Raw genomic sequence first — 23337 nt, 5'->3', positions numbered from 1 at the left:
GCCCGTCCTGTCCCACTCAGCCAGTCGCCGCGGTTACGGCTTTGCGCGCCCGCGCCCAGCTTTCGAGAATCGCTACCGCATCCTCGTCCATCGCCTGCTGTGACGGCATTGTCCGGTCCTCGACAAGTGCCCCGGCCGCCGCACGCAGCGCTTCGGTATCGATGGGATGGCGCTCGGCGCGGGTCAGCCCGGTGAAGGCCTGCCCTGCCTGCTGCATCGAGGCGGCGTAATAAAGCTTGGAAATGCCGGCGATCTCCATCGTGGCGACGCACATCGCGCACGGCTCGCATGAGGAATAGAGGTCGCAGCCCGAGAGGTCGACGCATTCCAGCCGGCGGCAGGCATCGCGGATCGCCTCCACCTCGCCATGCGACGTCGGGTCGAAATGGGCGAGCGAGTGGTTCAGGCCCTCGCCTACGATGGCGCCATCCTTCACGATGACGCAGCCGAATGGCTCGGTGCCTGGCCTGGACAGCGCCTCGCGCGAAATCTCGATCGCCCGTCGCATGAATTCTTCACGATACATGGTGTGTCTCCTCCAAACTACGCGGCCTGCGGCAGCAGCCAGGCGTGACGCGGATCCCAATTCAACTTCACCCGGCGGCCCGGCACGAGGTCCAGCGCCTCGATCTCGTGCTGCTGCTTCTGCACGCGGAACTCCGCGCCCCCCTCGATCTCGACGAACACGGTCTGCGTCGAGCCGACGAATTCGAGCCCCAGCACGGTGCCGGAAATGCCCGGCCCCTCGACGTCGGGAGCCAACGTGATGCGGTCGGCGGCGATGACGAAATCGCCGCGGCTGCCCTCCGGGCGCGAGGCATCCGCCGGCACCCGGAATTCACCCAGCATACTGCCGACCTCGATCAACCCGCCGGAACCGCCCCGCACCTCGCCGCGGATGAGATTGTTCATGCCCATGAACTCGGCCACGAAGGCGTTGGCCGGCGCGCGGTAGACGTCCTGTGGACGTCCGACCTGCTGGATGCGGCCCTCGCTCATGATGACGATGCGGTCCGCGAGCGCGAAGGCCTCGGACTGCGCATGCGTCACATAGACGAAGGTGATGCCGAGCTGCTTGTGCAGCCGCGAGAGCTCGGTCTGCATGCGCACGCGCAAATGCGCATCGAGGGCGGAGAGCGGCTCGTCCAGCAGCAGAACGGCCGGCTCGGTGATCAGTGCGCGCGCGATGGCGACGCGCTGGCGCTGCCCGCCGGAAAGCTGGCCGATGCCGCGATCCGCCATGCCGGCAAGGCCGAGCCGGTCGAGCCAGTCGAGCGCGCGCTTGCGCCGCTCGGCCGCGCCGACCTTTTGCATGCGCAAGGGGAAGGCGACGTTCTCGGCGACGGTGAGGAAGGGAAACAGAGCGAGGCTCTGCCACACCATCGGCGTGTTGCGCTGGAAGGCGGGCACGCCGCGCATGCTCTCGCCGCCGATGCGGATGTCGCCGCCGGTCGGCAGGTCGAGGCCCGCCAGCAGTCGCAGCGTCGTCGACTTGCCGCAGCCGGACGGTCCCATGATGGCAATGAACTCGCCGGCCGCGATATCGAGATCGATGCTGCGCACCGCATGGTGATCGGCATATTTCTTGTCGAGGGATTCAAGCGCGATGAAGGGCGTTGCCATGAGGGTGTCTCCCGTCGGGCTATGAGTTGGACTGGCGGTGCCCGACGCGGACACCGGTGAAACGCTGGGCGAGCAGCACGAGCGCCACGCTGATGACCAGCACCACGGTGCCGATGGCGTTGATCTTCGGATTAACCTGCCCCTGCAACAGGTTGAGGATGCGCACCGGCAGCGTCTCGTGCACGCCGCCGACGAACCAGGCGATGAGGAACTCGTCGAACGAGACCGCCGCCGACAGGAAGAAGGAGGCGATAAGCGCGGGCTTGCAGAACGGGATGACGACATGGACCAGCGCCGCCGTCGGGGAGGCGCCGAGGTTCCAGGCCGCCGGTTCCAGGTCGCGGCTGAGGTCGTTCATTCGCAAGCGAATGATGGCCATCGAGAAGGAGGTGGCGATGGCGACGTGGCAGGCGGCGATGGTCTCCAGCCGGCCGAACAGGCCGATGCGCGACAGGAAGGCCAGCATGGCCATGCCGAGGATGGTCGCCGGCACCGCGGGCGGAATCGCGACCAGCAGCACGAAGCCGGGTTTGAGCCGGAAGCGGTAGCGGAAGTCGAGATAGGCGCTCGCGAAGCCGAGCAGGGTCGACAGCACGGCCGTGCCGAACCCGACCAGCACGCTGTTGACGAAGGCGTCGCGGATCATCGCGTCGGCGAGGATCGCGCGGTGCCATTCGAGGCTGAAACCTCCCCAGGGGATGGTGGGGAAGCGGTTGGCATCGAAGGAGAACACGACGATGACCAGCATCGGCGTGGCGATGAAGGCGAAGACGAGCCCGAGGAAGCCGTATTGGGCGAACCTGGACAGGCGGGTGGCGAGGCTGCGGTTCATCATGCCGCCTCCCGCTGCGCGGCGCGCTCGCGCGAGAGCCACTGGCCGAGCCCCAGCACCGCCGCCAGCGTGACCAGCATGGCGACGCCGATGACGGAGGCGCGCGGCCATTGCGAGCCCGACTTCACCGTGTCGACGATGAGGATGGAGAGCGTCGGCGGCTTCGAGCCGGTCATGAACAGCGGGCTGATATAGTCGCCGAAGGAGAGCAGGAAGGCGGTGGTCGCCGCCAGCGTGATGGCCGGGCGTACCGACGGCGCGATCACATGCGCGATCACCCGGCTGCGCCGGCAGCCGAGGTTTTCCGCCGCCTCGATCAAGGTGCGGTCGATGCCGGCCATGGCGAAGACGAGGATCAGGACGGCGATCGGCAGGCAGAGTGTCATCAGCCCGACCTGCAGCGAGAAGGCACCCCCGAGCAGCGGCAGCGGCCCGATGCCGAGCGTGCCGATGAGCGCGTTGGCGATGCCCTCCGGACTCAACACGATCTGCCACGCATAGATGCGCAGCATATAGCTGGAGAACACCGGCACGATGAGGAAGGCGACGGCGAGATCGCGTGCGCGTGTGTTCAGCCGGAATGCGATGGTGTAGGCGACCGGGAAGGCCAGGGCCACCGCCAGCACCGTCGCCATGCCGGCGATCGCGAAAGTATGGACGAGCGCGCGCTGGAACGTCGTCGAGAACAGGATGCGCGACCAGTTGTCGAGCACGAAGGCGGGCTCCAGCCGGAACGACCTGACCTGCCAGAAGGTCACGACGACCAGAAAGGCCAGCGGCGCCGCGAAGAAGACGGCCTGCCAGAGCACCACGGGCAGGCCGAGCATGGCCGGCAGCACGGCGGGCGAACCCGCCGTGCGTGGCCTTGCCAGCCGCAACCAGCGCCCCAAGGCGCCGGCATGCGCAGTCACTGAGGAGGTCGTCATGGCGATCCTCTTTCTTGCTTTGATGAAGGTTCAGAGGCTCTTGAACTCGCTCCACACGTCGTTCCAGTCGCTGATCTCCTGCTGCTGGGGGAGCTGGCGGAACTGGATCTTCTTGGCCTTGTACTCGTCCATGACGTTCGGGCCGGTCAGCGTCATGCGCAGGATCTCGGCCTCCTTCGGCATGGTCTGGTTGAGCAGCTTCCAGCCGGCAATCGAGGGGATGCTCTTTTTGTTGTCGACCTTGGTGGCCATCTTCACCTGCCCCTCGGGTGAAGTGGTGTACTGGATGAACTTGCGGGCAAGGTCCTTCTTCGGCGTGTCCTTCACGATGGAGAGCGACTCGGTCCATTGCAGGCCGCCTTCCTCCGGAATGATGGTGTCGACCGGCACGCCGTTCATGCGCAGGCCAAGCGTGATCCACTCGCCGATGCCGGGCACCAACTGGGCGCGACCATTGGTGAGCGAGGAGAAGATGTCGGCGATGGTGTAGAAACCCGAGGCCTGCGGCTTCAGCGAGAACAGCTTCTCCTTTACCGCCTCGAACTTGGCCGCATCGATATCGAAGGGCGGGCGGTTGCCGTTCGACAGGCTGATCGACCCCATGGACGGTAGATACCAGTCGAAGAAGCCGACCTTGCCCTTGGCCTTCTCCGACCATAGAGCGGCATAGGAGGCAACCTCCTTCGGCGTGAATTCCTTGGTGTTGTAGGACAGGCCGAGATAGCCGAAGTCCGTCATCACGCCGTAGAGTTTGCCGTCGAACCAGTGCAGCGGGAACTTCTGGAATTCCGGCCAAAAATCCTTCAGCGGATAGTCGGCGGGATCGAGCTCCTCGATGAAGTCGGCTGCATGCAGCAAGTGCATGTACTCGGCATCCGCGAGCACCACGTCGAACGAGCCGGGCGGCGACTGGTTGATGACGGCGAGCATCTGGTCGCCGCCGACATATTCCTTGATGCGGATCTTGACGCCGTTCTCCTTCTCGAACTGCTCGACCAGATAGGGATCGGCATTGCCCGGCCAGGAGAGATAGTTGAGCACCTTGGGATCGTCGGCATCGGCCGGCGACCAGCGGGAGGTGGCGGCGAGCGCGCCAGCGGCGACGCCGGCCTTGAGGAAGGAGCGGCGACTGATGTCGGCGCGGAACGGGAAGGGGTTGGACATTGGATGATTCTACTCCGCTCGATAAATCGCATGCACTAATCGCATGCGAAAACAGCTAAAGCAGAATGCGTGCCAACTTCTGTCAGCGAGATCGCTTGTTTATTTTCAACGACCTATGAAAAAGAGGCGATTGGAAAGGCTCCTTCGCTGCTCATGTTTTGATCCAACTTGCGCAAATCGCATGCAGTTATGCATGCGATTGTTCTGCATTAATGTCTAGAATATCGCATGCGATTCACTCACGTCGAGTGCGGGGCGATCCGTGCTGACGCCGCAACCGATCCCTGACGGAGCTTGCACCGGCCGGCGCCGGCGCCCTGGGCGCAGCCCTACGACCCTTGCACCGTCGGAGGCTCCCTTGGTTCAGCCGTCTGCACGCGCCAGCTAGGCAGATGCCGTGGTCCGCACGTTGTCGAGACACGCCTCGACAGCCACTTGCATACGTTCCGCGACCAGCCGCACGACGAAATCCAGCCCCTTTGCCTCCACCGCAATGCTGATGGTCTGGGGTTCGGCGCCCTTGTCGCGCACAGGTATGAAGCGCAGGGCGCCGGATATCAGCTCCGGCGCCGCGTCGAGCTCGGAGGTGATCACGGAGTAGCGGCCGCCGCATGCCAACTGCTTGATCAGATGCAAGGAGTTCGATTCCACCTGTCCTTTCGCGCCCGTGAACAGCCAGCCATATTGCGCATCGAGGAACCGGCGGATCGCTAGGCTCCTGCTTTGCAGCGCGATGGGATGGGATGACAGTTCCTGGAGGCTGACGGAGCGCGCCTGCGCCAGCGGATGGGTCGGGGCCACCACACATCCGAAGGGCAGTTCCTCGCTCCAGAGGACCTGGACATCGCGGCGCGGCGGCAGGTTGAAGGCCACCGCGAGGTCGGCCCGCCCCGTCAGCAGAGCCGGGGTCGCATCGTCGGGACTGCCGATCTCGACGGAGAGCGAGACCAGGGGATGTGAAGCCGCCATGTCCTCCACGAAACGGGGCAGGAAGCTCGTGGCGTGGCTGTCCATGGCGAAGATCTGCACGTGTCCCTGGTGGATCCCCTGAAGACGCCGGATCTCTGCCACGGCGCGCCGCTCGTCCATGCGCCAGCGGCGGATGAGGCTGACGATGGCCTCGCCTGAGGCGGTCAGTTGCATGCCGCGCGGGCGCCGCTCGAACAGCGGCACGCCGAGGTCCTGCTCAAGCAGGATGATCTGCCGGTCGATGGCGGAGGCGGCAACGCGCAGTTCGCGGGCGGCCTGCTGGATGGAGCCCGATCTCGCGACCTGATCGACATAGCGGAGTGCAGCAGGGACAAAGGAAGGGCGCATATTCCATCCATACGAATTCCTAGAACGGATTGTTGCCCAAGCTGCGATGGACGGCAACGCCGGCAATATTCTAGCGTCGAAGCATAAGGATCGCGGACCGCACCGTGATCGCCCCATTCCACCAGAGGGATGCCACGATGCTGTTTCCCAGCAAGTCTTCAGCTGTGTCGCGCCGCGATCTTCTCGGCGTGGCGCTTGTCGCGGGTCTCGCACTGGGCGTTCCGGGCGGAGCGATGGCCCAGGGTGTCGACTGGCCCACCAAGCCGGTGCGCATCGTCGTCACCTTCCCGCCCGGCGGCACCAGCGACATCGTCGCCCGCCTGGTCGGCCAGCACCTCACGGAGAAGTTCGGCCAGCAGTTCCTGGTGGACAATCGTCCGGGCGCCGGCGGGACCGTCGGCGCGGAGATCGTGCGCAAGGAGTCGCCGGACGGCTATACGCTGCTGCTGGCGAACAATGCGCCCTTCACCATCGCTCCGACCCAGTTCAAGAAAATCCCCTACGACCCCGTCAAGGACTTCACCCACGTCGCCTATATCGGCGCGTCGGCGCCGGGCCTGATGGTGCAGCCCTCCCTGGGCGTGAAGGACCTGCAGGGCCTCATCGCGCTCGCCAAGGCGGATCCCAAGCTCACCTACGGATCGAGCGGGGTCGGCTCCATCAGCCATATCCTCGGCGAGGCGGTGAAGAAGGCGGCCGGCATCCAGATGGTGCATGTGCCCTACAAGGGCAGCGCCCCGGCGATCCAGGATTTCAAGGCCGGCGTGCTGAAGGCCTATTACGACCTGCTTGCCCAGAACGTCCCCATGGTGAAGTCCGGCGAGGCGGTGGCCGTCGCGGTCGCGGCGCCGCAGCGGATTTCGCAGGCGCCGGACGTTCCGACCTTTCGCGAGCAGGGGCTCGACATCGTGCTCGAGAACTGGCTCGGCGTCTCGGGACCCGCCGGCATGCCGCCGGAGCTGGTGGCGAAGATCCATGACGCCGTCGCGGAGGCGGTCGCCCTGCCGGCGGTCAAGGAGCGGCTCTTCACCTGGGGCGTCGAGACCCGGTCGCTGACCAGTGCCGAATACGCCGATTTCGTGGGCCAGCAGATCGAGGTGTGGCGCCCGCTGATCATCGCGGCCGGCGCGCAGGACAAGTGAGGAGAGTGCAATGCCCAATCTCCTCCCGCTCCTCCAGCGCACGGAGTTTCTCTCCGGCCTGTTCGTGCTCGTGCTCGGCGCCGGTTGCTTCCTCGCGGTCGGCGACCTCGATATCGGGACCGTCCAGGAGATGGGCCCCGGCTATGTGCCGAATGCGCTCGCCTGGCTGATCGTTCTGGCTGGAGTGGCGATGACGCTGGCGGGCCTGTGGGACGAGGCGACCTTGCCGGAGGCGATGCACTGGCGACCGCTCGTGGTGGTGTCAGCGGCCGTGAGCCTGTTCGGCCTGCTGGTGGATCATTACGGCATCGTCGTCGCGGTGGTCGCCTCGACCACCGCCGCCAGTTTCGCCAGCCCGATCACGCGCCATCGCGAGACGCCGGTCCTGTGCGTCGTCCTCGCCCTTCTGGGGGCCGTGGCCTTCGTAAAGGGGTTCGGCCTCGCCATCCCGATCTGGCCCCGTTGAGGACGCACGGTCATGGACCTCATACAGAACATCTCCCTGGGCCTCAGCGTGGCCGCCGGATTCGAGAACCTGCTGTTCTGCTTCCTCGGCGTGCTTCTGGGTACGCTCATCGGTGTCCTGCCCGGTATCGGCGCGGTGGCCACCATGGCCATGCTGCTGCCGCTGACCTTCCACCTTGCACCTACGACATCGCTCATCATGCTGGCGGGCATCTACTACGGGGCCCAGTATGGCGGTTCCACCACCGCCATACTGGTCAACCTGCCGGGCGAGGCCAACTCGGTGGCCACCGCCCTCGACGGCTACGCGATGGCACGGCGGGGACGGGCCGGAGCGGCGCTCGCCATCGCGGCCATCGGTTCGTTCTTTGCCGGCACCGTGTCGACCCTGCTGATCGCCCAATTCGGGCCGGCGATGGCGATGCTGGCGCTGAAATTCGGCCCGGTGGAGTATTTCTCCCTGATGGTCCTCGGCCTCGTCTCGTCCATGGTGCTGGCGAGCGGCGCCCTGCACAAGGCGGTGGTGATGATCCTGTTCGGGGTCTTCCTGGGCCTCGCCGGGACGGACGCCAACTCGCCCATGCCGCGCCTGACCTTCGGCATCGACGCCATGGCGGACGGCATCAGCTTCGTCGCCATCGCCGTCGGGCTGTTCGGCATCACCGAGATCATCCTCAACCTGGAGCGTGACCTCACCCGCGTGAGCGCCGTTCCCCTGCGCGAGCTGTTCCCGACCAGGGAGGAGCTTCGGGAGAGCGCCATGCCGATCGTGCGCGGCACGTTTCTCGGCTCGGTGCTCGGCGTGCTGCCGGGAGGAGGGGCGTTGTTGGCCTCGTTCGGCGCCTATGCGCTCGAAAAGAAGCTGTCGCGGACCCCCGAACGCTTCGGCAAGGGCGCCATAGCCGGCGTCGCCGCACCCGAAGCCGCGAACAATGCTGGCGCCCAGACCTCGTTCATCCCCCTGCTGACCCTTGGCGTGCCTTCGAATGCCATCATGGCCGTGATGGCCGGGGCGATGACCATCCAGGGCATCGTTCCCGGTCCTCAGGTGATGAGCGAGCACGCGACCCTGTTCTGGGGAATGATCGCCAGCATGTGGATCGGAAATCTCATGCTGCTGATCCTCAATCTCCCCTTGGTCGGCCTCTGGGTGAAGCTGCTTCAGGTGCCCTACCGCCTCATGTTTCCGGCGATCCTCTTCTTCAGCGTCATCGGCGTCTATTCCATCAGCAACCAGTCGTTCGATGTCTATCTGGCGGTGGGCTCGGGCATCCTCGGCTATGTGATGGCCAAGCTAGGCTTCGAGGCGACCCCGCTGGTGCTCGGCTTCATCCTCGGTCCGATGATGGAGGAGAACTTCAAGCGCGCCATGCTGCTCTCCAGCGGTGATCCGGTGACCTTCGTGGAGCGTCCCATCAGCGCCGGCCTGCTCATCGTCGCTGTGGCCATGCTGGCCATGATGCTCATCCCCAGCGTCAAACGCACCCGCGCCGTCGCCCTGCGCGAGGATTGAGGAAACACGCCGTGACGTCCGCGCCCCTGCCTATTCGCTTCATTCTCAACACCTTTTATTCCGGGCCCCAGGCGTGGTTCTTCCTCGCCGACGACCGTGGCTATTTCCGCGACGAGGGCCTCGACGTCAGCTTCACCGAGGGCGACACCCTCGCGAACGCGGTGCCCCGCATCGCCAGCGGAGCCTTCGATGCCGGCTATGGCGATATGAACGCCTCATCGAATGTGCCGCCGCGCGTCCGTCGGAAGCGCCGGTCGCGGTCTTCGTGATGCATAACCGCTCGCCCTACACGATCGCCGTCCCGGCGGCGGGGCCGGTGCGGAACGCACGCGATCTCGTCGGGAAAGTGCTGGTCTCGCACCCCAGCGATGCCGCCTGGCGCATGTTCCCGGAATTTGCGCATGCCTGCGGCTTCGCGCCGTCGGATGTGCGGGTCGAAGTCTCGGACCTGCCGCACAAGAATATCGTGCCGCTCATGCTGGACGGTCGATGGGACGGGCTTTTCGGGTTCGTCAACACCATCGGCGCCCAGGCCCTGGAGGCCGGGATCGATCCGGGAAAGATGCTGCGACATTTTCAATGGCAGCATCACGTTCCGAGCCTCTACGGCGCAGCGGTGATGGTCTCCCGGCAGCTCCGGGACACCCGGCCGGAGGCTGTCCGCGGTCTCGTGCGGGCCATCAATCGTGGGCTCGTCGACGTGGCGGGCGATATCGAGGCCGCGACCGACGCCGTGGTTCGGCGCAATCCCGCCATGGACCGCGCGGCCAACCGGGCCCGCCTCGCCGGTACGCTCGCTCTCGAGATGGCGCATCCCGAAGGCGGGATGCGCGGCATCGGCGATGCGGACGAAGGCCGCCTCGACGACGCCATAGCGCTCATCGTCGCGGCCAAGGGTCTGACGGCGGCGCCCAAGGTGGAACAGATCTTCGACCCTGGCTTCCTGCCGCCTGTCGCGGCCCGGGTGCGGACCCTGGCAGAACGTCCCGAGGATCGCGCCAGCATTCGGAAATGAGGGTAAATCATGCACGTCTCGATCACTCTCGACGAACTGAACTCCTGCGACCGCGCCACCTTCGTGGCGAGGCTCGGAAGCGTTTGGGAGCACGCACCATGGGTCGCTGAAAGGGCGGCGGAACTGCGTCCCTTCCGCACCGCGGCTGCGCTGCACGAGGCCATGCTCGCCCTCGTCGCCGGCCTGCCGGAAGAGGAGCTGGTTACCCTTCTGGCGGGGCACCCGGACCTGGCGGGTCCCGATGCCCGTACGGGAAGGATGACGGCGGATTCGACGCTGGAGCAGGGTGCGCTGTCTCTCGGCGGCCTGCCGCAGGACGAAGCGGATCGGTGGGATGCCCTCAATGCCGCCTATCGGGCTCGCTTCGGCTTCCCCTTCATCCTGTGCGCGCGCCACTATGCGCGGGGCTCGATGCTGCCTGTCTTCAGGCAGCGCCTTCAGAACGATCGCGATCGCGAGATCGCCCAGGCCCTGAAGGAGATCGGGCACATCACGCGGCACCGGCTCGCCGCACGCATCGTGGACCACGGGTTCACCGAGATCAGCGGCCGCCTCACCACCCACGTGCTCGACACCAGCCGAGGCCATCCCGCCGAAGGGTTGCGGCTCGCCCTGCATGAGGTGAGCAACGATCTCCCCTGCAGTACCAGCTCTGCCCTGGTGGAGACCGTGACCGACCAGCAGGGGCGTCCGGCGATGCCGCTGCTGTCCGGCGAGCCGCTGCGCATAGGGCGCTATGAATTGCGCTTCCACGTGGGCGAATATTACCGTCAGACCGGCGCGGTCGAGGGCCTGTGGTCGTTCCTGGACGTGGTGCCCGTCGTCTTCTGCATCGACCAACCCGCCGGGGACTATCATGTGCCACTGGCCATCACGCCCTGGGCCTACTCGACCTATCGCGGTCAGTAGCAAGGCCGGGAGAGGCAGGCCCCGCAGCGTGCGGTGCCGAATGTCGGATCGGGCGCCAAGCGGAGTGGCTATTGTGCGCTATTCGGGCATGCCTGCCTGTCTCAGCGCGTCGAGATACGGTTCCAACATCGTCGCATCCCGCAGCGGATGCATGGCTCGGGTGCGGTGGATCGAGCTGTTCGGCTGGAGCCTGAGTAACTCCACCAATTCAGATCGCGCCTTCGGCAGCGCCCCCATGCGGACGAGCGCGGCCGTGAGATATCGCCTCGGCGTGGTCGCTTCCGGCACGCTGGCGAGCGAGCGTCGCGCCACGGCGACGGCATCGCCGTAGCGACCGGAATAGAACAGCGCCGCCGCCCGGACCGCATGTAGATCCGCCTGTAACGGCGAGAGGGGATCCAGGCGCTCCGCCTCATCGAGGCGGGACAATGCCTGATCGAGATGCCCGCCCCACACCGATACCCAGGCGCCGAGCCGCCATGCCTCCGCGTCATTCGGATTCATGCGCAGGGATAGGTCGAGCAGCGCGCCGGCTTCGTCGTGCTCCCCGCCGACGACAGCGAGGAGGTGGCCGCACAGCGCAAGGACATGCGCGTCGGACCGGTCGCCGGCCAGGGCCTCGCGCGCAAGCTGGAGAGCGAGCTGCGAGCCGGCCTCATGATCGCGTTCGGTGCCAAGCCAGACGGCGCTCGCCGTGCAACGGGCCAGCAGCGCCCGCGCCATCTGGAAGTGCGGATCCAGCGCGAGCGCCGTTTCGAGCAAGGCGATGGCGTCGGAATTCCCAGACGGGGTGCGCGAGTGATAGCCCGGCAACGCCCGCAGATAACAGTCGAACGCATCGAGACTAGTGGTGGCCTGCCGAAGCACGCGCTCGATTTCGGCCCTCAGAATGCGCGGCTCCAGCGCCGCTGCGATGGCCGAGGTGATTTCGTCCTGGAACCGGAAAATGTCCGCCGTGCTACCGGCGAACCGATCGCTCCACACCGTTCGTTCGCCGGCGGCCTCGATCAGCCGGCAGGTGATCCGCAATTGCTGGCCTGCATAGGTGATGCTGCCATCGACGAGATAGCGCACGCCGAGCAGGCGTCCGATCTCGGCGAGGCTGCTGTCGGCCTCCCGCCGTTGCGAGGCCGAGCGGCTGGCCGAAACGAAGAGCCAGCGGAATCGCGACAGGGCCGTGGTGATCTCCTCGACGAGGCCGTCGGTGAAATATCCGCGCCCCTGGTCGTCGCCGAGCGTCTTGAAGGGCAGGATCGCGACAGAGGTCCTGTCCGGGGCGGGCTGGGGAGTTTCGCGGTGGCTCGGCGGCTCGGCCATCGGCTCCCCAGCGGCCTGAACGGCGCAATCGAGGATATAGCCGCGGCGCGGCACGCTGCGCAGCAGGTGGCCCGCCTTGTCGTCGAGGGCGCGGCGCACCTCCCGGACGGCCTGGAAGAGACTGTCCTCGGTAACGTGGATGTCGCCCCAGACCAGATCGAGCAGTTCGCTCTTGGCCATCGCGCGGCCAGGGTTGCCGGCGAGGGCGCCCAGCAGGTCGAAGGCCCTGGGCCGCAGCGGCACCTCGTTCCCTTCCGGCCCGAGCAGCCGCCCTTTGGCCAGATCGAGCGCGAAACCCTCGAAGTAATACGCCGACGGCGTCTCGTCGTTCTCTGACCGCATCGACCGCCGCTCGCTTGGCCCCAACGGCATTTCTGGTCCCAACGACATTTCATTTCAACACAGCTTCAGCGCGATGTCAGGACGTCGGACGACGCTATCGCCGATGCTCGTCACAGGCCGATCCCAAACCGGCCGGTGACGAGCGAGGTTGATCATGCTTGCTTCGATGTCCCCCTGGATCGCCGCGGCGCCCCTGGTCTCCGGCTCCGTATCCCCACCACTGGCGATGCTCGGCACGGCCTTGATCGGCTATGCCCTCGTCGCCGCGACGCCCGGACCCAACATGCTGGTCGTGGCCAGCCTCTCCACCCTGTCCGGCTTCCGTTCCGTCATTCCACACTGTCTGGGAACGGCCACCGGCGTCGTCGCCCTGACCTTCATCGTCGCCTGCGGCGTCGGAATGTCGGAGCCGGGCTCGCCCGGCCATCATCTCATCGTCGTCGCCTCGGCCACGCTGCTGCTGCGCCATGCATGGCGCTTCGCGTCGAAGCCGGCCCCTGCGGGCGGCACCGGCGACAGCCAGCATCCACGCTTCATCGCAGGCCTGCAGATCGCGCTGCTCAACCCGGTGACGCTTGGCTATTTCGCGGCGACGCTCGCGATGACCGACGCCGGACATACGTCCTGGCTGCCCGCCGTCATGGCGGTCGGCGCCGGGCTGGTGTCGCTCTGCATCGCCCTCGCCATCGCGGGCCTTGCCGCGCAGGCGCGGCACTGGCCCGCCGCGACATCGGTTGCGCCAGCCATCCGCATGGCCGTCGCCATCCTCCTCGCCACCCTTGCCGCCCGTCAAATCTCCTCCATCATCACGGGAGCCTGACACCATGAGAGCGAATGCGAGCTTCCCGGCCATGAGCCATCATCTGTCCCGGCGCAGCGCGATCGCAGCCATCTGTGCGACGCCGATGCTGGCACGCCGGGCATTTGCCGAGACGCACTGGCCCCGCCAGCCGGTGAAGATCGTCGTCGGCCAGCCGGCCGGAGGCGGTACGGATCTGCTGGCGAGGGGACTCGCCCCGCATCTGGTGGCGGCATTCGGACAGCCATTCATTATCGAGAACCGGACCGGGGCGGGTGGCAACATCGCCGCGGCGGCCGTGGCCCATGCCACGGACGGGCATACGCTCGGGATCGTCCAGGGCGGTCCGACGACGACGGCCAAGGCATTGAACCCAGCGATCACCTACGACCCCATGCGCGACTTCAAGGCCGTCAGCCTGCTGACGCGCGTTCCTTTCATCCTGACCGTTACTCCGAACGCGCTGCCCGCCACCGGCTTTCCGGCCTGGCTCGACTATGTCCGCTCGCGGCCCGGCAAGCTGAACTACGCCTCGATCGGACCCGGCACCGTCACCCATCTCGCCATGGAGGAATTGAAGGCACAGCTCGGTATCGACCTGGTGCATGTGCCTTATCGCGGCTTTCCCCAGGCGACGCTCGATCTGGTGGCCGGGCAGGTCGACGCGATGTTCAACGTCCCCAGCACGGCGCTGGAATTCATCGCGGACGGTAGGCTTGTCGCGCTCACCCAGACCGGAACCCGCCGCCTGGCGAGGCTGCCCGATGTTCCGACGCTCGCCGAAGCCGGTATTCGCGACGGCGCCTTCTTCGGCTGGGCCGGAATGGTGGCGCCGGCAGACCTCCCGGACGATATGGCGCTGCGGTTGTCTGAAACCATGCGCGATGCGCTGCGCAGCGACCCGGCGGCGCGCGGCGGTCTCGACAAGGCCGGCAACGAGATCCTCGGCACGCCACCGGCCGAACTGGCTGCCCTGCAGGTCAGCGAGGCCGCACGCTGGAATGCCGTGATCGCCAGGCTCGGCATCGCGATTCCGGGCTAGCGAGGGGGCGCAGCCCTTTGGCCCGGAACATCCACCGAAACCTCTCGCCATGCGTCGCAACGGGTTCGGTTGCAGGTGCGGCTGCTAGACATTGTCCAGTTCCGCCAACCTGCGGGCGATTGCTTCGCGGGCGGCGGGTACGTGACCGACCAGGGTCAATGCCAGATTGCGCACCCGGCGGCCCGTGATGGAGGAAAGCGCAGCGGCGCGGGTCATCTTGTCGGTAATGTCGACCACGCGCTCGGCCACCCGGTGGCGGGCCTGCGCCCACGCGTCGAGTGCGGTGGCATCGCTGCCGCGAAGAGCGGCGGCGAGGGGTTCGGCCAGCGAGACGGCATCCTGGATTCCGGTATTCATCCCTTGCCCGCCGGCCGGGCTGTGAACATGCGCGGCGTCGCCGCACAATATGAGGCGTCCGGCACGCGGCGTGGCGGCGACGCGATGGTGGATGCGGAAGCGCGAACTCCACACCAGGTCGCGAATGGCGGCCGCGCCGGGTGCGGGGCCGCGCTCGTCCATCATCGCCTGCACAAAGGCGATGTCGGGCTGGGGCGGGGCGTCGTCCACGGTGGCGACGATGCGGTAGCGGTCGTCGCCCGGCAGCGGCGCTACCATGACGAACCCGGCCGGCGAGAAGAACAGGGTGACCTCTTCCCGGCTGATGGGCCAACCCATGTGCACGTCGGCCAGGATGAAGTCTTCGGGATAGGTGGATCCTTCGAAGGGTACGCCGGCCGCCTCGCGCACGACGCTGTGCATGCCGTCGCAGCCGACGAGCCACCGGGCGGCGACCGTCGCCGTTTCGCCGCCGAGGGAGATGTCCACCTCCGCCCCGTCGTCGCTCGGGCGGATGCCGACTGCCTGTGCCGGGCGAACCACGCTTCCGCCGAGGGTGGCGAGGTGTTCCAGGAGGATCGCTTCCGTCGCGTCCTGCGGAATCATCAGCGTGAAGGGATAGGGGGTGGGCAGGCCCGCGAACGACACTTCGGCCAGGGTGCGGCCGCGCTCGCGCACCGAGAAGAGCGGTACCTTGATGCCCTTCTCCAGCAGCCTGGAGGACAGGCCCAGCGGCTCCAGCACCTCCAATGTGCGGGCGTGTACCACGGCCGCGCGCGATGTATTGGCGCCGGCGGCCTGCCGGTCGATCAGCAGCGGGGCGATGCCGAGGCGCCGCAGGGCCGTTGCAAGCGCAAGCCCGGTGGGGCCAGCACCGACAATGAGAATGTCGGTGGTGGTGGGAAGCACAGCCATACCGTTGCTCTCCAGCGGGCGGCTCACGAGCGGTTGCCGCGTCATTGCTAGCAGAGCGAATCGGCGATGTCTCGCATGTCAGCCGTCGCTGCCGAGCCATGCATGGGCTTACTGGAGTGCGGCGCTCGGCGGGTCCGGGCTCATCCGCCGGCCCGATCCCGCAGCGACGACGTCCTCAGCTCGTCTCCCGCTTCGAGGAGATGCCGACCAACGGAGCGCAGCAGCAGCAAGGCGACGCTGACGTCGCCCTCCACGATGTCGAGGAATTCGCTCCGGCCGATCTTGAGGCAGGTGAGATCGGTCAACGCGATCATGCTCGACGTCCGGTCGATGTCGAGAACGATGGAGAGATCTCCGATGAGCCGACCGGGCTCGACGATGTCGATCGATACCTCGATATCGCCCTCCGTCGCAGGCCATCGCAGCTCGGCCCGTCCTTCCGTCACGAGATAGGCGCCGTCCGCCGGTTCGCCGGCGCGGAATACCAACTCGTCCGCGGGGCAGTGAAGCCACTGCGCGGCATAGGCGAGAAGCTCCAGCTGGCTCCTGCGCAGTGCACGGAACTCCGAGGTATTGGCCAGCATGTTGAACTTTTCGTGCTGATCCGAGGTCATGCTGCTGCGGTCCGGCGGCCTGCGGACGGCCGGTTCCGCCGCTTTCGCGACGACCCTTCCCTCGTCGAGCCGGATGACGCGGTCGAAGCCGTCGAACGCCGGCAGCTCGCGTTCCAAGATGAGGATGGTGCTCTCGGGCAGAAGGCGCCGGAAGGCATGCCACATCCGGGCCTTGTCGGTGGGCGGGCTGCTGGCCATCGCCATGTCGAGGATCAGCACGTCCGGGCGCCGGATGAGCGCACGCGCCACGCTCAACCTCTCCCTGGCGACAGGGGTCAGCGCGTCGCCGTTGAGGCCGGCGTCGACATCGCCGATCAGCAGCTTGAGATCGCCTTCGAGCCCGGCCTCGACGACGGCGTCGATGACCATTGCCCGCACCTTGCGCTGACGCACGGCCGATTTCCCGCGCACGGTGCCGAACAGCAGGTTCTCGAGAACGGTCAGGTGGTGATTGAACTGCGATTCATCGAGCTTGTCGAAATGGAGCTTGGTGATGGTGCGCAATTCCGGGGCGTAGTCCCGCCGCATCGAGACGACGGCGGCGGCCAGCGCCTGCGGAAATTCGCTTCCGAGATCCTTCGGGCTCACCTTGAACAGGAGCGCGAGCAGGCTCAGTTGCTCGGCCGGGCTGAGGGCTTCGTTGTCGCTCCCGGAGATCTTGGCCTCGATGGCGACGAGCTGGGCGAAATATTCGGGCTTGATCGCGGTCAGCCGGCGCAGCAGGGCATGCTCCGGTCCCACCGCGCGGAATGCCCGAACCAGCACGGTCGCGAGGTCGGCCGCAAATCCCTTGAGCGAGCCGGCGAGGTCGAGCTCGTTCAGCCTCAGCAGCAGCGGCGCCAGGGTGGCACTGTCCAGGCTGCCCGGCGTGAGGACGGAAAACAGCAGGTTCTCGCCGATCGAAAGGGCTGGGTTGAAACGGTCCGCTGAAAAAGTGTCGACATCACGCGCAAGGTCCGTCCGCGCAAGGCGATCCGCCATGGCTGCGCGCAATTCGACAATGCGCCTGTCGAGCTCGGGATTCTGCTTCGGGGCGAGATAGGCGTCGAGAGCACGCTCCATAAGCTGCGGGCCGGAGCCGATCGCCTCGATGATTTCCAGCCACCACGCATTGGCGGCCTCGCGGGACGCGAAACCGGCCATGCCGCCATCGAACCACTCGACATCGAGCCGATCGGTGCTGTTGCCGGTCAGCGTCGCCTCGTGGAACGCCGGAGACGGTTCGCCCGAGCCTGGTACGAGGCGAAGCGGCATCTGGATGTTTTCGGCGATGCTCGCATTGAAGACGAAGGGCGAATGCGTCGCGACGCCGATGCGCGCGGCCAGCTGCCCGGCATCGAGATCATGGACCTTCGTGCCGGATAGGGTGATGCTGCCGAAATCCGGCTTCCGCACGCCGGTCAACACGTCGCGGAACGTCCGGCGACACATATCGTCCGTCGACAGGACCGCGACGGTCGTTCCGCCGCGGATCTCCAGATCGAGCTGGTCGAGCAGGGTGCCGCCGACGCCCTGCTCGACGCTGATGCCCGTCATGACGATATCGCCGCTGAGTTTCGGCACCGTTTCCGGTTCGACGTCGGGCGCTTGAGGCGGCAGCAGGTCGCGGGGCGAGAACTGGGCGATCAGGCTGGTGTAGCGGGACGTCGCCTCCTGGGCCGCGTTCCAGAAGACGAGCAATTCGCGCCAGGGTTCGGCAATGTCGCGTGACGCCGCGATTGCCGCGACCAGTGCGCCGATGCTCAGCTGTCCGCGTATCACCAGATAGCCGCCGAGGACGTAGAAGAAGAACGGCGTGATCTGGTTCAGGAAGTTATTGACGAACTTGATGTAGAACTTCTGCCGGAAGATGGCGACCCTGATCGCGAACATGCGATGGAGATGATTGCTGAACTGCGCGAGCCGATAGCGCACGCCACCGTTCAAACGAAGTGCGGCGGCGCCGGCGACGCTCTCGCCGATGCGCTCCGACAGGTGCCGGACCTCGGCAACCCGGCTCCTTTGCAGGCGGATGACCTTCCGCTGCATGCGCGGGATGAGGTAGGCCTGCAGGGGGATCAGGCTGATGCCGGCAAGCCCCAGCCAAATGCTCTGCAGGAACAGGAAAGCCAGGATCGTCAGCATCTGCCCGATCTGGAACAGCGGCTGGGCGAACGCATCGCCCATGACGCCGGTGAGCGGCTCGGCCTCCGCCGTCACCATCGAGACGATTTCGCCCTGGGAGACCCGGCTGGTCTGTGCCGGCGAAAACTGCAGCACCCGCGCCGTCATCATGTAGCGCAGGCGGCGTATCAGCCGTTCGCCAACGACGCCGCGATAGATGCTGAGGCGCATCTTTATGATGCCGTTGGCGAGAATGCCGCCCAGCAGCAGGAAGCAGAGGACCACGAGATACTGAACCTGGTCGATGCCAAGCCCGAAGAACAGTTTCGGGAAGGCATGCCCCTGGATGGCGTCGTTCAGGATCAGCTTGGGAAGGTTGAGCGTGAAATAGAGGATTGGAAACGAGAGCGCCGTCAGCAGCAGCAGGTAGACCTGCTGGCGTGCGCTGTGCGTCCAGATGAAGGAAAACAGCGTCCTGCTGAAATCGGCCGGTGCGCTCAAGACGAAGCTCCCATTGGCGACCGCCGCTCGCTTCCCGAGCCGGCGGGCGCCGGCGGCGGACAAGGTGGCGGCAGGCCGATCAGCCTACCGCCGGTCAGATTCCACGCCAACCGGCGGCTCCCCGGCGCGGCGGTCCGGCCCTGTTCCGAGGGCGCTCAGGATCCGCCGTCGACGCTACGGTGGAGAACCATGCCGGCGTGGTAGAGCACATCGCCGCGGAACTCGCCATCGGCGGTAAAGCCGGTGTCTTCCCAATAGTAGATGCAGTTGCCGGTGATCTCGTAACGGCCCCGGTAGGCGCTCTTCCGGTTTCCGCGCTGCTCGTCATAGCGGCCATCGGGCAGAAGCTGGTGGCGGATGCGTCCGTCCTGGGTCACCCACATGCCGACATAAGCTTGCCGCTCCATTTTCTGCTCCCTGGATGTCGAGGGGGAGGGCTCCCCCGGCTTGCGTTCGGCGGTAGGCGCCGCGTGGGCCGGCTGCACGGCCAGCAGGGCCAGCAAAGCCGAGGAGTGCTTGAGCAGCCGGCCGACCGGCGGAAAATGCGTGTTCATCGTTCTCTCCCGGAAATGGCGGGCGTGATCGGAAGGGGGCGATCAATAGGGACTGGCGGTGGGGCGCACGATCAGTTCGCTGACATCCACGCCTTCCGGTTGCTCGATGGCGAAGGCGATGGCGCGCGCGATGGCGTCCGGCGGGATGGACACGGCACGGAAGCCGGCCATGGCCTCGCGGGCCGTATCGTCGGTGATCGTGTCGGCGAGCTCGGATTCGACCACGCCGGGGCTGACGGTGGTGACGCGGATGCGCGAAGTCTCCTGCCGCAGTCCGTCCGAGATCGCACGCACGGCGAATTTGGTGGCGCAATAGACCGCGGCGGTCGGCGAGACCGCGTGGGCGCCGATGGACGCCACGTTGATGATCTGGCCGCTGCCCCGCGCCTCCATCTTCGGCAACACGGCGGCGATGCCATGCAGCACGCCGCGGATGTTGACGTCGATCATGCGGTTCCACTCGTTGATCTTGAGGGCGTTCAACGGCGAGAGCGGCATCACGCCGGCATTGTTCACCAGCACGTCGATCGGCCCGAAGCGCTCCTCGGCAAAGGCGGCGAAAGCTGCGACGTCAGCGGCATCGGTGACGTCGAGCGCACGGAAGGCCGTATTGGCGCCGGCCGCGTTGAGCTCGTTGGACACTTCCTCCAGCCGGTCGGTGCGGCGGGCGCCAAGCACCACGCGGGCGCCGCGCTCGGCGAGATGGCGGGCCGTCGCCTGGCCGATGCCGCTGGAGGCACCGGTGATGATGATGGTTTTATCGGAAAGGGTCTGCATGTCGTCCTCCTGGCTCGGCAAGCGACGGGACGCCCCGTCGACGCCCTGGAGAATGCCGCCAGCCATGGAGCAGGCGGTAGAATGGAAGTCCCGTCCTCTTGCCCGATTCTCCAGATATCGCCTCTCGTTGGGGTCCGTCGTCCTGCCGGAGGAAAAAGGTGCTCCGATGTGGCCGTCGCATCTCCGCCGGACGATGAGGTGAGGCAATGGGATTGCCCGTTCCTCCGTCCATGCGTATCGTAGTGCCGAGCGCGACCCCTGCCTCGATGGAGCGCGAATCTCAAGCTAGAACAAGGATTCGACCGATGGCGGGTCTGACGGATCTCGCGGAAACGATTGATCGATTCACCACACATCTCGGTTTCGGCATTCATCCGACACCGATCCCGCGCCTGTCGATGATCCGAACCGACCGGCCGACAGAGCAGCTCCATACCGTCTACCAGCCCTCGGTCTGCCTGCTTGCACAAGGCTCCAAGCGCATCATCGTCGGCGACCATGTTCTGGAATATGCACCCGGCGATTATCTCGCCGTGTCGGTGGAATTGCCGGTGATCGGGCAGGTGATCCGCGCCTCGGCGGATGCGCCCTATCTATGCCTTCGGCTCGATCTCGATCCGGCCCTGCTGAGCGAGATCATCCTGGAGGCCGGCCTTTCCTCGAGCGCAAATGCGGACGCCGGCCTCGCCATGGTGGTGAGTGCGGCGAGCCTGCCGGTCGTCGATGCGGCGGCGCGGTTCGCGCGCCTGCTCGATGAGCCGCAGTCCATTCCGATTCTCGCTCCTCTCGTCGAGCGCGAACTGCTCTATCGGCTGCTGGCCGGCGAGCAGGGCCGGCGGCTGCGCCAGATCGCCATCGCCAACAGCCACACGGCGCAGGTGGCGCGCGCGGTGACGTGGATCAAGAAAAACTTCCGCCAACCGTTCAGCGTCGAGACCGTCGCGGCGGTGGCGGGAATGAGCACATCGGCGCTGCACGCACATTTCAAGGCGATCACCGCGATGAGCCCGCTGCAATTCCAGAAGCAGCTGCGCCTTCAGGAAGCACGACGGCTCATGCTGGCGGTCGGCTCCGACGCCGCCACGGCCGGCTTCGAGGTCGGGTATGGCAGCCCTTCCCAGTTCAGCCGGGAATATGCGCGGCTGTTCGGCGCTTCGCCCATCCGCGATGTCGCCCGGCTGCGCGGAATTCCCGAAGGCGATCTCGCCGTTGCCGCCGCCTGAGCGAACCATGGATCAGCGCGTCAGACCGGCTCCGTCGGCCGCGACGGCGTAGCCGTCACGTAGGGCAGCGAATTCAGTATTCCTATCGCCGCCGAATCCAGGATCGGAATGCCGAGGCGTGCCTGCAGGCGGGACGTCAGCCTGTGGCCGGCGAGATTGGTGCTCCAGATCAGCACCGCGTCGGGCTCGGCGACCGATGCCAGGCGGATGACCTGGTCTTCGATCTCTTCCGGGGCGACGTTTGCGGCCTCGAAATTGTCGCTGATGCCGAAATTGTGCCCGGCCACGATCGCGATGCCCTCGCGGGCGAAGGTCGCCTTTAACCGCAGACCTTCGACATCGTCCCCCTGCGCGACAAGTCCGATCCGGCGCAGGTTCCGGCTTCGCAGCAGCTCGACGGTGGCCAGGGCCGTCGTCGTGCAGGGGATGCCGGTCTCGCCTTCGATCGCCGCGCAGAGCTGCCTGTCCGGCTCGAAGCCGAGCAATGCGCCGCGTGTCGCATTCCACAGGATGACGTCGGGACGCGCCTGCGCGAGCATCGTCGCCGCCTGCCGGAACGACGCCATGTCGTAGCCGTCGGCAGGATGGCCGGCATAGGGCACGCGCGTGAAGCAGGCATCGATGCCCGGCAAGCCGTCGAGGATGGATCGCGTCACGCGTTCGACGACACGATTCGACGAAGGCAACAGGATCCCTATCGCGTGGGGTGTGTGTGCGTGATCCCTGCTCACTGTTCGCGAACCACCAGCGTGCGTTCCGCCGACCAGCGCGCCGTCCACGCTTCGCCGGGCTGAGGGGGCCTTGTTCCGGCGTCTTCGATCGGCACGGAAACGACGAATTCCGTTCCGTCGCCGACATGCATCCAGACCGAGAGGATCTGCCCTTTGAAGAGACTGCGCAGGATGGTGCCGGACAGCGTATTGGCCGCGGCAGGCGCTTCGCCCGGAACCAGCCTCGCGCTTTCCGGACGTATGGCGACGGCCACGCGGTCCTGCGCGGTGAGGTCGTTGGGAATGGCGCTCTCGAACATCTGGCCCTTCGCCGTCTTCAGGACCGTGCGATCGCCGGCCTTTTCGACGATGCCGGCGGGCAGGAAATTCGAGGTGCCGATGAAGTCGGCGACGAAATGCGAGACCGGCCGCTCGTAGATGGTGCGGGCCGCCGCCACCTGCTCGATGCGGCCGCCGCGCATCACGGCGATCTGGTCGGCCAGAATGAGCGCCTCCTCCTGATCGTGGGTGACGAGGATCGTCGTCAGGCCCAGTTCGCTGCAGAGCTGGCGGAGCTCTATCTGCATTTCCTCGCGCAGTTTCTTGTCGAGCGCGCCGAAGGGCTCGTCGAGAAGCAGTACGCGCGGGCGGTAGACGATGGCGCGGGCCATCGCCACGCGTTGCTGCTGGCCGCCGGAAAGTGCGGCCGGCATCCGGTCCTCGAAACCGGTCAGGCGGACGAGGGCGAGGGCTTGTTTCGCGCGCTGCGCCATCTCGGCCTTGGAGACACCGCGCATGGCCAGGCCGAAGGCGACGTTCTCCAGAACCGTCAGATGCGGAAACAGGGCATAGTTCTGGAACAGCATGCCGAGATTTCGCCGATGCACCGGCAGGCCGGTCACCGGTGAGCCGTCAATGGTAATTTCTCCGGCCGACGGCTGCACCAGACCGGCGATCATGCGCAGCGTCGTCGTCTTGCCGCAGCCGGAAGGGCCGAGCAAGGCGAGAATCTCGCCGCCCGAAGCCTTCAGGTTGACGTCGCGGACCACCTGGGTGTCCCCATAGCTGCGGCAGATGCCGGTGAGGCACACGTCGGCCCCGCTGGTTGACGATGCTGTTGCCATCTCGTTTTCCCCTGATGGTCCGGCGGTGTCGCGGACCGGCCTTGGGAAGGCCGGCCATTGGGTCGGGTGCAAGC

General features: G+C 66.4%; 22 protein-coding genes. 9 read left to right on the top strand and 13 right to left on the bottom strand.

The window, feature by feature from the left end; genetic code table 11:
- Positions 1-16: 16 nt before the first annotated feature.
- The 6 genes from AC1RU4_RS03980 to AC1RU4_RS03955 form a co-directional block, all read right to left on the bottom strand.
- On the bottom strand, positions 17-526 hold the full coding sequence (locus AC1RU4_RS03980; RefSeq protein WP_492889703.1) for a nucleoside deaminase: 510 nt from the start codon (positions 524-526) through the stop codon (positions 17-19).
- A gap of 17 nt (positions 527-543) precedes the next feature.
- Positions 544-1623 carry an ABC transporter ATP-binding protein gene (locus AC1RU4_RS03975; RefSeq protein ID WP_492889702.1) on the bottom strand — a complete coding sequence of 360 codons (1080 nt, stop codon included), beginning with the start codon at positions 1621-1623 and terminating at the stop codon, positions 544-546.
- 19 nt (positions 1624-1642) lie between these two features.
- Entirely contained in the window at positions 1643-2458 is an 816-nt protein-coding gene (locus AC1RU4_RS03970) for an ABC transporter permease (RefSeq protein WP_492889701.1), read from the bottom strand.
- Positions 2455-3381 (bottom strand): ABC transporter permease, encoded by a 927-nt coding sequence (locus AC1RU4_RS03965; RefSeq protein ID WP_492889700.1) that lies wholly within the window; start codon positions 3379-3381, stop codon positions 2455-2457. The genes AC1RU4_RS03970 and AC1RU4_RS03965 overlap by 4 nt, the downstream gene beginning before the upstream one ends.
- A 30-nt stretch (positions 3382-3411) precedes the next feature.
- The gene (locus AC1RU4_RS03960; protein ID WP_492889699.1) at positions 3412-4545 is read right to left on the bottom strand and encodes an ABC transporter substrate-binding protein; all 1134 of its coding nucleotides are present in this window, start codon (positions 4543-4545) and stop codon (positions 3412-3414) included.
- Positions 4546-4929: 384 nt separating this feature from the next.
- Positions 4930-5862 (bottom strand): LysR family transcriptional regulator, encoded by a 933-nt coding sequence (locus AC1RU4_RS03955; RefSeq protein ID WP_492889698.1) that lies wholly within the window; start codon positions 5860-5862, stop codon positions 4930-4932.
- A gap of 137 nt (positions 5863-5999) precedes the next feature.
- On the opposite strand from AC1RU4_RS03955, the gene AC1RU4_RS03950 reads away from it, so the two are divergent.
- From AC1RU4_RS03950 to uraD, 6 genes are read left to right on the top strand one after another with little or no spacing between them, the layout of a single operon-like run.
- Entirely contained in the window at positions 6000-7004 is a 1005-nt protein-coding gene (locus AC1RU4_RS03950; RefSeq protein ID WP_492889697.1) for a Bug family tripartite tricarboxylate transporter substrate binding protein, read from the top strand.
- 10 nt (positions 7005-7014) lie between these two features.
- The gene (locus tag AC1RU4_RS03945; RefSeq protein ID WP_492889696.1) at positions 7015-7470 is read left to right on the top strand and encodes a tripartite tricarboxylate transporter TctB family protein; all 456 of its coding nucleotides are present in this window, start codon (positions 7015-7017) and stop codon (positions 7468-7470) included.
- A 12-nt stretch (positions 7471-7482) separates the two neighbouring features.
- Positions 7483-8982: a tripartite tricarboxylate transporter permease gene (locus tag AC1RU4_RS03940; RefSeq protein ID WP_492889695.1), complete on the top strand. Its 1500-nt coding sequence runs from the start codon at positions 7483-7485 to the stop codon at positions 8980-8982.
- 11 nt (positions 8983-8993) lie between these two features.
- Positions 8994-9251, top strand: a complete 258-nt coding sequence (locus AC1RU4_RS03935) for an ABC transporter substrate-binding protein (protein ID WP_492889694.1) — start codon at positions 8994-8996, stop codon at positions 9249-9251.
- Positions 9251-9997: an ABC transporter substrate-binding protein gene (locus AC1RU4_RS03930; protein WP_492889693.1), complete on the top strand. Its 747-nt coding sequence runs from the start codon at positions 9251-9253 to the stop codon at positions 9995-9997. Before AC1RU4_RS03935 ends, AC1RU4_RS03930 begins: the two co-directional genes overlap by 1 nt.
- Before the next feature lie 9 nt (positions 9998-10006).
- Entirely contained in the window at positions 10007-10906 is a 900-nt protein-coding gene (gene uraD / locus AC1RU4_RS03925; RefSeq protein ID WP_492889692.1) for a 2-oxo-4-hydroxy-4-carboxy-5-ureidoimidazoline decarboxylase, read from the top strand.
- A gap of 78 nt (positions 10907-10984) precedes the next feature.
- On the opposite strand, the gene AC1RU4_RS03920 is transcribed toward uraD, so the two are convergent.
- Entirely contained in the window at positions 10985-12565 is a 1581-nt protein-coding gene (locus AC1RU4_RS03920) for a winged helix-turn-helix domain-containing protein (RefSeq protein ID WP_492889691.1), read from the bottom strand.
- A 154-nt stretch (positions 12566-12719) separates the two neighbouring features.
- On the opposite strand from AC1RU4_RS03920, the gene AC1RU4_RS03915 reads away from it, so the two are divergent.
- Positions 12720-13385, top strand: a complete 666-nt coding sequence (locus tag AC1RU4_RS03915; protein ID WP_492889690.1) for a LysE family translocator — start codon at positions 12720-12722, stop codon at positions 13383-13385.
- Between the two features lie 31 nt (positions 13386-13416).
- Positions 13417-14406, top strand: a complete 990-nt coding sequence (locus tag AC1RU4_RS03910; protein WP_492889689.1) for a Bug family tripartite tricarboxylate transporter substrate binding protein — start codon at positions 13417-13419, stop codon at positions 14404-14406.
- 84 nt (positions 14407-14490) lie between these two features.
- Here the strand turns inward: AC1RU4_RS03910 and AC1RU4_RS03905 are convergent, their stop codons facing one another.
- The 4 genes from AC1RU4_RS03905 to AC1RU4_RS03890 all read right to left on the bottom strand — a co-directional run bounded on the left by AC1RU4_RS03905 (position 14491) and on the right by AC1RU4_RS03890 (position 20206).
- Positions 14491-15684 (bottom strand): FAD-dependent monooxygenase, encoded by a 1194-nt coding sequence (locus tag AC1RU4_RS03905; protein WP_492889688.1) that lies wholly within the window; start codon positions 15682-15684, stop codon positions 14491-14493.
- Positions 15685-15797: 113 nt separating this feature from the next.
- Positions 15798-18659 carry an ABC transporter transmembrane domain-containing protein gene (locus tag AC1RU4_RS03900; protein ID WP_492889780.1) on the bottom strand — a complete coding sequence of 954 codons (2862 nt, stop codon included), beginning with the start codon at positions 18657-18659 and terminating at the stop codon, positions 15798-15800.
- A gap of 371 nt (positions 18660-19030) precedes the next feature.
- The gene (locus AC1RU4_RS03895) at positions 19031-19429 is read right to left on the bottom strand and encodes an Atu4866 domain-containing protein (protein ID WP_492889687.1); all 399 of its coding nucleotides are present in this window, start codon (positions 19427-19429) and stop codon (positions 19031-19033) included.
- 42 nt (positions 19430-19471) lie between these two features.
- Complete coding sequence (locus tag AC1RU4_RS03890; protein WP_492889686.1) at positions 19472-20206, bottom strand: SDR family oxidoreductase; 735 nt, start codon at positions 20204-20206, stop codon at positions 19472-19474.
- A gap of 305 nt (positions 20207-20511) precedes the next feature.
- Here AC1RU4_RS03890 and AC1RU4_RS03885 point away from each other — a divergent pair, with 305 nt between their 5' ends.
- A complete protein-coding gene (locus AC1RU4_RS03885) occupies positions 20512-21429 on the top strand; it encodes an AraC family transcriptional regulator (RefSeq protein WP_492889685.1) in 918 nt (305 codons plus the stop codon).
- Positions 21430-21449: 20 nt separating this feature from the next.
- Here AC1RU4_RS03885 and AC1RU4_RS03880 read toward each other — a convergent pair whose 3' ends face one another.
- Positions 21450-22160, bottom strand: coding sequence for a maleate cis-trans isomerase family protein (locus tag AC1RU4_RS03880; RefSeq protein WP_492889684.1), 711 nt, complete (start codon positions 22158-22160; stop codon positions 21450-21452).
- A complete protein-coding gene (locus tag AC1RU4_RS03875; RefSeq protein WP_492889683.1) occupies positions 22157-23335 on the bottom strand; it encodes an ABC transporter ATP-binding protein in 1179 nt (392 codons plus the stop codon). The genes AC1RU4_RS03880 and AC1RU4_RS03875 overlap by 4 nt, the downstream gene beginning before the upstream one ends.
- Between the last annotated feature and the right edge of the window lie 2 nt (positions 23336-23337).

Source organism: Ancylobacter sp. GW821-FHT10E12 (assembly GCF_058809335.1).
Note: the sequence above shows the minus strand (reverse complement) of the source record. Positions and strands in the feature narration are given on the sequence as shown.

Coding starts and splice junctions, on each gene's coding strand:
- uraD (WP_492889692.1), top strand. CDS start 10,007: ATGCACGTCTCGATCACTCTCGACGAACTGAACTCCTGCGACCGCGCC.
- AC1RU4_RS03980 (WP_492889703.1), bottom strand. CDS start 526: ATGTATCGTGAAGAATTCATGCGACGGGCGATCGAGATTTCGCGCGAG.
- AC1RU4_RS03950 (WP_492889697.1), top strand. CDS start 6,000: ATGCTGTTTCCCAGCAAGTCTTCAGCTGTGTCGCGCCGCGATCTTCTC.
- AC1RU4_RS03915 (WP_492889690.1), top strand. CDS start 12,720: ATGCTTGCTTCGATGTCCCCCTGGATCGCCGCGGCGCCCCTGGTCTCC.
- AC1RU4_RS03965 (WP_492889700.1), bottom strand. CDS start 3,381: ATGACGACCTCCTCAGTGACTGCGCATGCCGGCGCCTTGGGGCGCTGG.
- AC1RU4_RS03960 (WP_492889699.1), bottom strand. CDS start 4,545: ATGTCCAACCCCTTCCCGTTCCGCGCCGACATCAGTCGCCGCTCCTTC.
- AC1RU4_RS03945 (WP_492889696.1), top strand. CDS start 7,015: ATGCCCAATCTCCTCCCGCTCCTCCAGCGCACGGAGTTTCTCTCCGGC.
- AC1RU4_RS03910 (WP_492889689.1), top strand. CDS start 13,417: ATGAGCCATCATCTGTCCCGGCGCAGCGCGATCGCAGCCATCTGTGCG.
- AC1RU4_RS03885 (WP_492889685.1), top strand. CDS start 20,512: ATGGCGGGTCTGACGGATCTCGCGGAAACGATTGATCGATTCACCACA.
- AC1RU4_RS03955 (WP_492889698.1), bottom strand. CDS start 5,862: ATGCGCCCTTCCTTTGTCCCTGCTGCACTCCGCTATGTCGATCAGGTC.
- AC1RU4_RS03970 (WP_492889701.1), bottom strand. CDS start 2,458: ATGATGAACCGCAGCCTCGCCACCCGCCTGTCCAGGTTCGCCCAATAC.
- AC1RU4_RS03930 (WP_492889693.1), top strand. CDS start 9,251: ATGCATAACCGCTCGCCCTACACGATCGCCGTCCCGGCGGCGGGGCCG.
- AC1RU4_RS03890 (WP_492889686.1), bottom strand. CDS start 20,206: ATGCAGACCCTTTCCGATAAAACCATCATCATCACCGGTGCCTCCAGC.
- AC1RU4_RS03940 (WP_492889695.1), top strand. CDS start 7,483: ATGGACCTCATACAGAACATCTCCCTGGGCCTCAGCGTGGCCGCCGGA.
- AC1RU4_RS03920 (WP_492889691.1), bottom strand. CDS start 12,565: ATGCGGTCAGAGAACGACGAGACGCCGTCGGCGTATTACTTCGAGGGT.
- AC1RU4_RS03895 (WP_492889687.1), bottom strand. CDS start 19,429: ATGAACACGCATTTTCCGCCGGTCGGCCGGCTGCTCAAGCACTCCTCG.
- AC1RU4_RS03975 (WP_492889702.1), bottom strand. CDS start 1,623: ATGGCAACGCCCTTCATCGCGCTTGAATCCCTCGACAAGAAATATGCC.